The organism is Neisseria sp., from assembly GCF_030527965.1.
Classification (GTDB): Bacteria; Pseudomonadota; Gammaproteobacteria; order Burkholderiales; family Neisseriaceae; genus Neisseria.
Genome location: NZ_JAUMZU010000003.1, coordinates 82,308 through 93,798, shown reverse-complemented (window position 1 = coordinate 93,798; position 11,491 = coordinate 82,308). Strand labels below are relative to the sequence as shown.

Annotated in this window: 13 protein-coding genes; all 13 read right to left on the bottom strand. The window is 49.1% G+C overall.

What is annotated here, in order from left to right; genetic code table 11:
• Positions 1-86: 86 nt before the first annotated feature.
• The 13 genes from Q4A84_RS02455 to Q4A84_RS02395 all read right to left on the bottom strand — a co-directional run bounded on the left by Q4A84_RS02455 (position 87) and on the right by Q4A84_RS02395 (position 11,474).
• Positions 87-725 carry an FABP family protein gene (locus Q4A84_RS02455; RefSeq protein WP_303087338.1) on the bottom strand — a complete coding sequence of 213 codons (639 nt, stop codon included), beginning with the start codon at positions 723-725 and terminating at the stop codon, positions 87-89.
• A 280-nt stretch (positions 726-1,005) separates the two neighbouring features.
• A complete protein-coding gene (gene hisF, locus Q4A84_RS02450) occupies positions 1,006-1,773 on the bottom strand; it encodes an imidazole glycerol phosphate synthase subunit HisF (RefSeq protein WP_303087337.1) in 768 nt (255 codons plus the stop codon).
• 77 nt (positions 1,774-1,850) lie between these two features.
• Positions 1,851-2,168 (bottom strand): diguanylate cyclase, encoded by a 318-nt coding sequence (locus Q4A84_RS02445; protein WP_303087336.1) that lies wholly within the window; start codon positions 2,166-2,168, stop codon positions 1,851-1,853.
• A 93-nt stretch (positions 2,169-2,261) separates the two neighbouring features.
• Positions 2,262-2,999, bottom strand: a complete 738-nt coding sequence (gene hisA, locus Q4A84_RS02440) for a 1-(5-phosphoribosyl)-5-[(5-phosphoribosylamino)methylideneamino]imidazole-4-carboxamide isomerase (RefSeq protein WP_303087335.1) — start codon at positions 2,997-2,999, stop codon at positions 2,262-2,264.
• Between the two features lie 112 nt (positions 3,000-3,111).
• Positions 3,112-3,756 carry an imidazole glycerol phosphate synthase subunit HisH gene (gene hisH, locus Q4A84_RS02435; RefSeq protein ID WP_303087334.1) on the bottom strand — a complete coding sequence of 215 codons (645 nt, stop codon included), beginning with the start codon at positions 3,754-3,756 and terminating at the stop codon, positions 3,112-3,114.
• A 110-nt stretch (positions 3,757-3,866) separates the two neighbouring features.
• A complete protein-coding gene (locus Q4A84_RS02430) occupies positions 3,867-4,415 on the bottom strand; it encodes a hypothetical protein (protein WP_303087333.1) in 549 nt (182 codons plus the stop codon).
• Positions 4,416-4,709: 294 nt separating this feature from the next.
• A complete protein-coding gene (gene hisB / locus Q4A84_RS02425; RefSeq protein WP_303087332.1) occupies positions 4,710-5,594 on the bottom strand; it encodes an imidazoleglycerol-phosphate dehydratase HisB in 885 nt (294 codons plus the stop codon).
• Positions 5,595-5,602: 8 nt separating this feature from the next.
• Complete coding sequence (gene hisC, locus Q4A84_RS02420; protein ID WP_303087331.1) at positions 5,603-6,679, bottom strand: histidinol-phosphate transaminase; 1,077 nt, start codon at positions 6,677-6,679, stop codon at positions 5,603-5,605.
• 216 nt (positions 6,680-6,895) lie between these two features.
• Positions 6,896-8,095 carry an LD-carboxypeptidase gene (locus Q4A84_RS02415; protein ID WP_303087330.1) on the bottom strand — a complete coding sequence of 400 codons (1,200 nt, stop codon included), beginning with the start codon at positions 8,093-8,095 and terminating at the stop codon, positions 6,896-6,898.
• 26 nt (positions 8,096-8,121) lie between these two features.
• A complete protein-coding gene (locus Q4A84_RS02410) occupies positions 8,122-8,520 on the bottom strand; it encodes an HIT family protein (protein ID WP_303087329.1) in 399 nt (132 codons plus the stop codon).
• A 128-nt stretch (positions 8,521-8,648) separates the two neighbouring features.
• Complete coding sequence (locus tag Q4A84_RS02405; protein WP_303087328.1) at positions 8,649-10,205, bottom strand: SulP family inorganic anion transporter; 1,557 nt, start codon at positions 10,203-10,205, stop codon at positions 8,649-8,651.
• Positions 10,206-10,227: 22 nt separating this feature from the next.
• Positions 10,228-10,926, bottom strand: a complete 699-nt coding sequence (locus tag Q4A84_RS02400; protein ID WP_303087327.1) for a carbonic anhydrase — start codon at positions 10,924-10,926, stop codon at positions 10,228-10,230.
• A 44-nt stretch (positions 10,927-10,970) separates the two neighbouring features.
• A complete protein-coding gene (locus Q4A84_RS02395) occupies positions 10,971-11,474 on the bottom strand; it encodes a GNAT family N-acetyltransferase (protein ID WP_303087326.1) in 504 nt (167 codons plus the stop codon).
• Positions 11,475-11,491 lie beyond the last annotated feature (17 nt).

Here is an 11,491-nt window from a genome sequence, read left to right as displayed (position 1 = left end):
CTTCAAAACCATTAGCCTCCATTTTTTGCTGCCTTACGGCTTAAATCACAGTATTTTAAAAGTAGCTGTAATGGTGCCTGTATTGCTTATTTTTCTGCCTGTGCCGTCGGGTTAAGCACAGGTTCACCGATTCGATGCAGCGTATTATGGTCGGTATGCGGGAAAGGCTCTTTATAATCGGGCACAATCAGCATGGTAGTTTGCTCGTACGACCACGTTCCGTCATCATGGATGGTTATGGTTGACGTATAGCTTTCGGTGCGGAACGATTGCTCCAAAAACGGATTGGAACAAATCCCGTTAACGGTGGAGCCGCGCACGGCTTTAACCGTAAATGTTTTGGCATCCGGCGCGACTTGGCCGGTTGCCATCACAACCTGCCCGCGCGGAATGGTTAAGGTTTGGATTAAATTACCCGTTGCCGGCTCCCATAGCCAATAACCCACTTGGTCGTGAAAGGTTTCCACTTCGTCGGGCTGAACAATATGGATATGATAGCGCAGGCCGTAAAAAAGTTGAGGGCCGTTGGCTTGCGCGTCAATCGGCTGCATTTGGATGCGTTCGATATAAGCATCGTGCTCCGGCCCGTCGGCTTTGGGATTGGTATCCATGCCAAACGTACCTTCCCAACTTCCGGCTAATGGCGCCAGCGGGCCAAGATTGGCGAGCGTATCGGAAGAAACGGTTGGCTCGGTGTAAATGTCTTGCGGATAGTGGTAGGTCATGTTTTTTCCTTATTGGTAACGGTTGATTCTTAATCAAAAGCATGGAAATCAGGCATTGCTCTATCGGGCGTCTTCTCTGCTAAAACGCTGCTCTGTTTTCTTGTTATATGCATCGGTTCCCAGCTTACTCTTGCTCAGACAAGGGATTGAAACTGCCTTCGGCATGAAACAGAAAAGCTGTTTTTCTTATCCGTTATATATAGAATCATTATGCCAAAAAGTAATGGCAAGATGAATGCCTGTCTGAAAAGATTTCAGACAGGCATTTGCTTTTGATTGATTACAAGCGTACTTCAATGCCCGCCGCCTGCATGGCCAGTTTCGCCTCGCGTATGCCGACTTCGCCAAAATGAAAAATACTCGCCGCCAATACAGCATCGGCTTTGCCTTCTTTGACGCCTTCGATAAGGTGGCGTACCTCACCTACTCCGCCGGATGCAATCACCGGAATATCAACCGCCTCGCTAACCGCACGGGTCAGCGGCAGGTTGAAGCCAACTTTCGTACCGTCTCTGTCCATGCTGGTCAGCAAAATTTCGCCCGCTCCTCGCTCCTGCATGTTTTTCGCCCATTCAACGGCATCCAATCCAGTCGCCTTACGGCCGCCGTGGGTAAACACTTCCCAGCGGGTATTTTCAGGGTTAACGGCTTTCGCATCAATCGCCACCACAATCGCCTGCGAGCCGAAAAAGCCACTGGCTTCGTTGACCAAATCAGGATACGTTACTGCCGCCGTATTGATGCTGGCTTTATCCGCTCCTGCGTTAAGCAAACGGCGTATATCGGCAACCGAACGTACGCCGCCACCCACGGTCAGCGGAATGAACACCTGCGAAGCCACTTCTTCAATCACGTGTAAAATGGTGTCGCGATCGTCAGACGAAGCGGTAATATCCAGAAAGGTCAGCTCATCGGCACCTTCGTCGTTATAGCGTTTAGCCACATCAACAGGATTGCCTGCATCGCGCAAGCCGACAAAATTCACCCCTTTAACCACCCGGCCGTTGTCTACATCCAAACAAGGGATAATACGTTTCGCCAATGCCATAAATACTCCTTCCAATACGATAACAGGCCGCCCGAGCGGCAGCCTGCGTCAGATAACCTTAGTCATCAGTAATACTACTATGCGATGAATTTCTCGGCCAACTCTAAAGAATGCATAGACAACCAATAATAGCCAGACGCACCTATCAAGGTATAAAGTATGGTGGTCGTGAAGTTAGTGGAAAACCGATTGATCGCCCACATCAATATGCCGACAAACGCCCATTCGATTGCCATGGCTGCCATAAAAGACGAAGTGATTTCAGGCGGAGAAAACACCATGATGCTGCGTATCAGCACCGACAGCCCGACGAAAGCCAAACTTTCCATCAACGCCGAAATATCGCGCTCCGACGACCAAATCAACCAAAACCCCAAAACAAATACTTCTAACATATTTTATTCCCTTATGTGAGCAACCCGATTTCATATATTTGGTTTCGGCCAATTTGCGTGCCGCCGGGCTGCAACCTCTATCAAACCAACTGATTACGACAATTCATCCGCCAGCTGCTGAGCTTGGGCGAAATCAATACTGCCTTCGTAAATAGCACGTCCGGTAATCGCCCCTTCAATTCCGCTGTGCTGTACCGCACACAAAGCGCGGATATCGTCTAAATTGGTTAAGCCGCCGGATGCAATCACCGGCAAACCTGCGGTTTCCGCCAGCTTGGCAGTGGCTTCTACATTCACGCCGCTCAACATGCCGTCGCGGCCGATGTCGGTATAGATAATGCTGCACACACCGTCATCGGCAAATCGGCGGGCCAGATCGGTCACTTGATAATCGGTCACCGTTGCCCAGCCGTCGATAGCAACCATACCGTCTTTGGCATCCAAGCCGACAATGATATGCCCGGCGAACATTTTACAGGCTTCGCTGACAAACTCAGGATTTTTTACCGCAGCCGTACCGATAATGACATAGCGCAGGCCTAAATCAAGGTATTTTTCAATCGTAGCCAAATCGCGGATACCGCCGCCCAATTGCACCGGCATATCCTGCGGCATTTCGGCCAGAATTTCCTTGATGGCGCCGAAATTTTTCGGCTCGCCGGCAAACGCACCATCCAAATCCACCAAATGCAATCTGCGCGCCCCTTGTTTCACCCAATGAGCACCCATTTCGGCCGGCCGGTCTGAAAACACGGTGGCCTGTTCCATCAAGCCTTGTTTCAAACGTACGCACTGGCCGTTTTTCAAATCAATCGCAGGAATCAACAGCATGGAAAAATCCGTTGTAGAAAGTTTTTAAATGAAGAACGCACAAATTTTTTCAGACAGGCATTGCATTTGCGAAATGCCTGTCTGAAAAATAATGTTGTGATTTTAACACAAATTATCCGTTCCAATGTAAAAAATTACGTAAAAGCAATAAGCCTGCGTCATGGCTTTTTTCGGTATGAAACTGTGTGGCAAACACATTATCGCCGCCAACAATGCAGGCAAATTCATCAGGATAATCGCTGGTTCCAAAAATAATGCGGCTGTCTTGAGGAGAAAAATAATAGCTGTGCACGAAATAAAAACGGGTTTGGTCGGGAATATCTTTAAATAAAAAATGAGGCTGTGTTTGACGCACGCGGTTCCAACCCATATGCGGCACTTTTAATTTGTTGCCTTCCGCATCATGGCGATTACGGCCAAAACGCTTTACCTCGCCTTGAAACCAACCCAACCCCGGCGTATCGCCTTCCTCGCTGCGGTCGAACAATAACTGGGCGCCGACGCAAATCCCAAAAAAAGGCTTGTTTTTCAAACCGTCGGCCACTGCCTCGCCCAAACCGCTTTTTTGCAGCGCGCTCATGCAATCCGGCATCGCCCCTTGGCCGGGAAAGATAACCTTATCCGCGGCAAACACGATTTCCGGCTTATCGGTCAATTCAATCTGCACTCCGCCGCCGGCCAACCGTGCCGCCGCCTGCACTGATTTCAGCACCGAATGCAAATTGCCCATGCCATAGTCAACGATTGCTACTTTCATATTCATACCTTATACCATTGCGCAGTTATATCATACCTGAAACCGACCGCACCGGCATACCGTCCCTTTTCAGGCCGACTTATGCCTGTCTGAAAAATCTCGGCTGCACTTCAAGCGCCCAATCGGGCAGCGGCATCGGCCTGCCAGCGCTCCCATCTTGCAAGAATCTGCGACATCATGGATTCTTTTCCATACATCACCGCCGCATCGGGCACACCGTCAACATTAAAACTGTAATGCTCATATAAGCCGTCGTCGCGTATGTTTTTCAACACCACTTTCAAATTACAGCCGTAGCCCAGAGCATAAAATTCCTGTACGGTGAAAATGTCGTTCCACGCAAAATGCTGCAAACGGCCTGCTTCGCACACATCCAAGCCCTTATCATCAACACTCACATAATTATCTTCGGCACGAAAATCACGCACATCGTGCCAAGTACGCCACATAAAAATACTGATTGCGCTGATTAAAGCCGCGCTCAACAAGGCGCTGCTGATTGAAGCGATACCGATGCCACGCGACATAAAGAGGTAAACAGTCAAGATAACGCAGGCCAGCACGGGCAGCCCGAAAACCGACAAGATTTTCCACATATCCACCAGCGACTGCCGTCGAAAGCGGGTGTAATGCCAAGTTTGAGTGGTTTGATTCATCATATTTGTAAAACGTTTTCCTATTCTATGTATTATGTTTTCTATTATGTTTTCAGACAGGCATCATAAGCCCGTCTGAAACATAGCTTTTACCTGCATCAAGCGACCACCCGTAACCGCTAAATATCAAGCGTTCGGTTTATCACAAGCCGCAATCATTTGTTTAACGGTTCGGCCCAAACAAAGAGCCGCTAACGAACATGCCGATCAGTTGCCCCGTTTGAAACGGCAATTAAAACAAAAGCGGCGGATTCTACCACCGCCGCCGCAAAATTTCTAGCATTACAAAGGTTTACATTATGCAGTTAACGTTCCTTTAGTAGAAGGCATCTGCCCTTCCATACGCGGGTCATACTCAACCGCCATGCGCAACGCCCGACCCAGAGCTTTGAAAATAGTTTCGGCCTGATGATGCGCATTGGTACCGCGCAAGTTGTCGATTTGCAACGTCATCATACTGTGGTTAACCAGACCGTGGAAAAATTCGCTGAACAAATCCACATCAAACCGGCCAATCAAAGCGCGCGTAAAATCAACGTTGTAAACCAAGCCCGGGCGACCCGAAAGGTCAACGACAACACGACTCAAAGCCTCGTCCAGCGGTACATAGGCATGACCGTAGCGGCAAATACCCGCTTTATCGCCCAGCGCCTGCTTCAAGGCCTGTCCCAACGTAATGCCAATGTCTTCAACGGTATGATGATCATCGATATGCAAATCACCTTTGCATGTAATATCCAAATCAATCAGACTGTGGCGGGCGATTTGATGCAGCATGTGCTCAAGAAAAGGCACGCCGGTATCAAAACGGCCTTCGCCTGTACCGTCCAGATTCAAAGAAATCGTAATCTGCGTTTCGCTGGTATTGCGCGTTACGGTAGCCGTACGATCCCCGTCGACACGGGCTGCCTGACCTTGGCCAGACTGTTCCCGGGCAGGCGCCGCTTTGGCTTTATGCGACAAATCCAACCAACCTTTCGGCTTGCCCATGCCGGCTTCCAGCTTGGCGGCCAATGTGTTGGTAATGCCGCGGCTGCCCTCTTCTTGCTTATTCAGGCGTACGCGAAGTTGGTAAAGCGAGGCCGGATTTTCATAACCGCAACGACGGGCCAATTCGGAAATCGAACCGGCTTCTTCAATCAAGCGGTTGAAATTTTCATTGCGTATTTCTTTTTTACTCATAGTATCACTTACTTTTTCAGAGAAATGGTTTTTAAAATAGTGAGAACGGCATCATTCTGTTCAGGTGTGCCAACAGTAATGCGTAGGCATTGCTCAAGCAGAGGGTGCGTTCCATGCAGTTTTTTAATAAGAATGTTATTCTGCTTTAAAGTTTCGAACACATTCAAAGCATCATTCACTCTTACAGTAACGAAATTGGCTTCGCTGGAAAACACTTCCATCCCAAGCGCCGTCAAACCGAGTGTCAAGCGTTGCCGTTCCCGTTTCAAAATATCGATGCATCCATTAATCCAACTTTGCTGCTGCAAAGCAAATTTGGCAGCGGTAAGGCTAAGCTGGTTCATATTATAGGGCGGTACGATTTTTGCCAGCTCCCTCATAACAACGGGGTGGCCGCTGGCATAACCAATACGCAAACCGGCAAAACCGATTTTGCTAAGCGTGCGCATCACCACCAGTTTTTCACAGCTTCCGGCCTCGGGCAGAAAACTATCGCGACTAAACGCGCCGTAAGCTTCGTCGACCACCACAATACCGGAAGCGGCATCAAGCACGGCTTCCACTTCCTCGCGCTTAAAGCACACGCCGGTCGGATTATTAGGGTAAGCAATAAATACCAAAGCAGGCTGGTGTTTCGCTATGGCTTCCAATACCGCATCCACATCCATACTGAAATCAGGCTTTAACGGTACGCCGATATATTCCATGCCGAAAAGTTGCGCGTTGTGGCGATACATGACAAAGCTGGGTTCCAACGCCAGCATTTTGGCACCCTGCTGAGCCACCAGCATCGTCATCGACTGAATCAATTCGTCCGAGCCGTTACCCAAAACAATCTGGGCCGCATCGGGAATCGAAAAAGCCTGTCTTAACTCCTCCGGCAAACCGCTGGTTGCCGGATTCGGATAAAGATTTTGCGGCGCTTGTGCCAATAAATTGCTTAATTCGGTCTGCAGATTTTCCGGATAACGATAAGGCATTTCCATCGCATCCAGCTTAATAGAACCTTCCGGCACATCGGCTACTGCATAAGCAGTCATTGCCCGTATATCGGAACGTATGATGTTTTGAAACGGCTTATTCATGATAAATTTGCATGCCGATTATATAGAATTACATAAAAACATTAAAAAATGCAGCAGAAAAACATACCGCTGCAATGCCATAATATTTACTATAACATATATCATTACATTATGCTTATTATTTTATACAACCTAACATATAGCTCAACGAAAATGCCTGTCTGAACGCGGCAAGCCGATATTCAGACAGGCATCGAATTGTTATAAAACCTAGGCTTATTCCAAGTCGCCCTTTTCCTCGATAATTTGATTGTAACTGCCGCTGTTTCCTGCATCATCAAATGATGGCGGCGGCGGTAACAGCGTATCGAATGCCAACGCCGATTTATCCAACACAGGATAGCCGCTGAAAGTTACGGAATAGCCGCCGTCGCTATTGCTTTTCACTTTGGCATGGCCGCCCAGCGGGAAGGTTGCTTTATTCGTAATATGACCGAACGGAAAACTCGTTAACACAGGCACCTTGGCCGCATGGCTGATGGTATTAATCACATTGGAAAAATCATAGCTGCTGTCATACACATCGCGAATCGTACCCATACGGAAGTCACCCAATACGATAGCCTGCTGCTTTTTCAATATACCCGCGAGCAATAAGGTTTGCAGCATACGCTCAATGCGATAAGGCTGCTCGCCCACATCTTCCAAAAACAAAATGCCGCCCTGAATATCCGGCATATAGGGCGTGCCGGCCAACGATGCCAATACGCTCAGATTACCGCCCCACAATGTGCCTTCCACATTGACGTTTTGGCGCTGAATGGCCGAAACGGTAATCGTATTCTGCTCGTTGGTGGTGCCGCTGATAAACGATTCCATAGTGTATGCGCTCGGCGTGGTTTTGCCGAACTCACTGTAAATCATCGGGCCGGCAAAACTCAGCATATTGCCTTTGGCCAACAATGCCAACTGAATGGCGCATACATCGCTGAAGCCGAAAAACAGCGTACCGCGCTCGCGCATTCTAGCGCCGAGCGAAGCAAAATCGATATGCGGCAGCAAACGAATGGCGCCATAACCACCGCGCAAGCCCATCAACACTTTCGGTGTAGCCGTTTTGCCAGTAGCCACTTCCTGAAAGTCGGCGATACGCTGGCCGTCGGCGCCGGCAAAACGCTGATAACGCCGATAGGCGGCATCTTGGTTGGTAACCGTGAAACCCACGTTATAAAGACGGGTTAAGCCAGTTTCGATGCGGTTTCGGTCTTCGGCGAAGCCGGAAGGTGCGACAACTCTTAACACATTATTTCCTGATCGTTTGACAACCGGCTTAGGCTTTAAAGGCACGGCCTTGCCGGAAGGGTTTTTTACAGTCGGCTTATTCTGGCCTGTGCCGGTACACGCCTGCAAAATGCCGCTGCCGGCTACGGCAGCGCCGGCCTGTAACAAACGGCGGCGTGAAGTTTGCCAATCCATGTTTATTTCCTTATATCGGTTTGAATTCAATTCAACAACGCTTTGATTTTCTGCGGCCAATCCTGCGGCACCGATACCGCACCCCCTCGCTGCGACGCAGCCCAAACCGGCGCGGGGAAATGGGCATCTTCGGTAAAACGGGCAATCACGTGCCAGTGCAGATGGGGCACGACATTGCCCAAACTGGCCAAATTGATTTTTGCCGGTCGGAACACTTGGCGCATCGCACGCTCCACGCGATAAACCATATCCATCAATTCGTTACGCTGCTCTGCCGCCAGATCCGTCATCTCGGCCACATGCGCCTGCCAGATAACGCGGCAAAATGCCGGCACGCCCGTTTCATTATGCACCGCAATCACGCGAAGCGTATCGGTTTGCAGTAAAACGTCTTCTTCTTGCGCAGAACATAAAGGACACGACACATCGCTCTCCAGAAAAATCAAACGGATTCTATTCTAAAGGATAAGCGGTATTACTGAAAGCACCACAACCAATGCCTGTCTGAAAATCGTTTTCAGACAGGCATTAGCGGTTAAAGCCACCGGCAAAATCAGATACGCCGCTTATGCTCCACTTTAACATTGGTTTTCGACGTCGGCACGCTTTCGTAACTGCCCTTAAACCCCCTCAACATCACGGTAATGTTGTTTTCGCGGGCAAAGACATTGGTAAAATCCTCAATCAGTTCGAGCACATCGGTAGCGATATAGGTGGTACGCCGCGCATTAATCTCAACGGTTGAACCGGGCCGAATATTTTTAAGCGTTTTTTTAATGGCCGCCTTATTCAGAAAAGACACTTCCTCCGACAATTCCAACGTTACCTTATCCGCTTCGGCCAATTCCTCACGGCTCAAATAATAGGCGCGTTTCATATTGCCTTGCAGGATAAACACAATGCTGACCAGCAAGCCGAGCGCCACACCTTTGAGCAAATCCAAACACACCACGGCAATCATCGTCATCACAAACGGCATAAACTGATATTTGCCTTTATGCCAAAAATGTACGAGGGTAGCAGGTTTTGCCAGCTTATAACCCACCAGAATCAACACTGCCGCCAAGGTTGCCAGAGGGATTTTATTCAACACAGCCGGTATCGAAGCCACGCAAACCAACAGCAATACGCCATGAATCACGGCAGAAAGCTTGTGCGTTGCCCCCGCATTGACATTGGCCGAGGTGCGCACAATAACCGACGTCATCGGCAGGCCGCCGATTAGGGCGCTCAGAATATTACCCACTCCTTGCGCACGCAATTCCTGATTGGTATCGGTAATGCGGCGGCGCCTGTCGATACGGTCGGCGGCTTCAATGCACAGCAAAGTTTCGATTGATGCAACCACGGCAATGGTCAGGCCGGTTACCCAAACCGAACTCTTAGCAAAACCTGAAAAATCGGGGAAGCTCAATATGTTTTTAAAATCATCGATACTCTCGGGCACCGGCAAACTAACCAATTGCGAAGCATCCACCGCCCAGCCGTTACCGATAAGGGCAAACACCTCGTTCAATGCCATGCCTGCGGCAACCGCAATCAATGCGGCAGGCAACATTTTGATATTGCGTAAAAAACCGATTTTATCCCACACAATCAGAATCGCCATCGATACTATGGTGATGATGATGGAACCGATATGAAAATCGCTTAAGGAGAAGTGGCTTAATAACGAATCTTGCGTGCCGGCATAACCGACGGCATACGGAAGCTGCTTGAAAATAATAATGATGCCGATACCGGCCAGCATGCCTTCGATAACCGCGCTTGGCATGTAATTCGCGATGCTGCCGGCGCGGGCAAAACCCAAGGCCACTTGACAGATACCGGCAATCAAGCCGGCCACCAGAAACAGTTCAAACGAACCCAATTCCGTTATCGAAGCCAAGATAATGGCCGTCAACCCCGCTGCCGGCCCCGATACGCTGACGTGCGACGTGCTGAGCAAGCCCACCACAATCCCGCCGACAATCCCTGAAATAATGCCGGATAAAGGCGGCGCGCCCGATGCCAAGGCAATCCCCAAACACAAGGGCAGAGCAACCAAAAACACAACCAAACCCGAGGCAAAATGGGTTTTCAACAAACTTGGAAACGGTGTATCCCTCATCGGTTTTCCTAAACTGTTACGCTCAAGTGGCTTCTTTACCGGATTCTTCGGCCGAAGTTATCGAAAGCAATTCCGAATCGGTCACGCCGGTTACGTTGTAAATATTCATGATATCGCGCAAGATGGCTTGGAAATCAATGTTCAAATCTTTCAACAGGCCGCTGCGCAAATCGAACACCCAGCCGTGTACGATGGGATAGCCTTCTTTAACATAGCGCTTTTGCACGCAGGCCATTTTAATGATGTTGATGCATTGTTCCTGCACGTTCAATTCAACCAACCGGTCGTAACGCGCATGCTGGTCTTCAATCGCGTCCAATTCCTTACGATGCAGGCGGTATACGTCGCGGATATTGCGCAGCCAAGCATTGAGCGCACCAAAATCTTCTTGCTGCATTGCCGCCGAAATGCCGCCGCAGTTATAGTGGCCGCACACAATGATGTGCTTGACCTTCAGATTTTTAACCGCATAACGGATAACCGATGCTGCATTCATATCAATCGGATTCACGATATTGGCCACATTGCGGTGAACAAACACTTCGCCCGGTTGCAATCCCATCAATTCTTCGGCTGAAACGCGGCTGTCGGAGCAGCCGATGTAAAGAAATTCAGGCGTTTGATCTTTGGATAATTCTTCAAAAAAATCAGAATCCTGTTTCAACTTGGATTCGACCCAAGCTTTATTGTTTTCAAATATCACTTTGTACGAATCACTCATTCGTTATTCCTTTTCCTGATTGTGTCCTGTTCCTGAAACTGTTTTTAATTTTTAATATGTTTCCCCAAAATCACGATATCCGCTTTTGTGCCGTCCAAATCACACACTTGAGGCAAACAGCCCCATTGTTGAAAGCCGAATGATTCAAACAAACGGATACTGGCATGGTTGTGGCCGAAAATAACCGCCAGCACATTTTCGATATGCAACGACGGCGCCTTTTCCAGCATATAGCGTAGCAAATCTTTGCCCACGCCCACACCGCGCAGGTTGTGGCGTACATAAATGCTGATTTCCGCGCTGATATGATAAGCGTGGCGCGGGTAATAATCACTGAAACTGCCCCACGCCACCACTTCGCCAGCTTCGTTTTTCATCACATAAAGCGGCCGGTTGCCCTTATGCGAATCAAACCAAACCTGCCGCTGCGCCACCGTTACCGGCACCAGATCAGCGGTTGATTGCCTGCCTGAAATGGTGCTGTTATAAATATCGACAATCTCAGCCAGATCACTTTGCTGAGCCAACATAACGGTATAGTGCGGCATGGTTTTTCCTTTTCAGA

Coding starts and splice junctions, on each gene's coding strand:
- Q4A84_RS02455 (WP_303087338.1), bottom strand. CDS start 725: ATGACCTACCACTATCCGCAAGACATTTACACCGAGCCAACCGTTTCT.
- hisF (WP_303087337.1), bottom strand. CDS start 1,773: ATGGCATTGGCGAAACGTATTATCCCTTGTTTGGATGTAGACAACGGC.
- Q4A84_RS02445 (WP_303087336.1), bottom strand. CDS start 2,168: ATGTTAGAAGTATTTGTTTTGGGGTTTTGGTTGATTTGGTCGTCGGAG.
- hisA (WP_303087335.1), bottom strand. CDS start 2,999: ATGCTGTTGATTCCTGCGATTGATTTGAAAAACGGCCAGTGCGTACGT.
- hisH (WP_303087334.1), bottom strand. CDS start 3,756: ATGAAAGTAGCAATCGTTGACTATGGCATGGGCAATTTGCATTCGGTG.
- Q4A84_RS02430 (WP_303087333.1), bottom strand. CDS start 4,415: ATGATGAATCAAACCACTCAAACTTGGCATTACACCCGCTTTCGACGG.
- hisB (WP_303087332.1), bottom strand. CDS start 5,594: ATGAGTAAAAAAGAAATACGCAATGAAAATTTCAACCGCTTGATTGAA.
- hisC (WP_303087331.1), bottom strand. CDS start 6,679: ATGAATAAGCCGTTTCAAAACATCATACGTTCCGATATACGGGCAATG.
- Q4A84_RS02415 (WP_303087330.1), bottom strand. CDS start 8,095: ATGGATTGGCAAACTTCACGCCGCCGTTTGTTACAGGCCGGCGCTGCC.
- Q4A84_RS02405 (WP_303087328.1), bottom strand. CDS start 10,205: ATGAGGGATACACCGTTTCCAAGTTTGTTGAAAACCCATTTTGCCTCG.
- Q4A84_RS02400 (WP_303087327.1), bottom strand. CDS start 10,926: ATGAGTGATTCGTACAAAGTGATATTTGAAAACAATAAAGCTTGGGTC.
- Q4A84_RS02395 (WP_303087326.1), bottom strand. CDS start 11,474: ATGCCGCACTATACCGTTATGTTGGCTCAGCAAAGTGATCTGGCTGAG.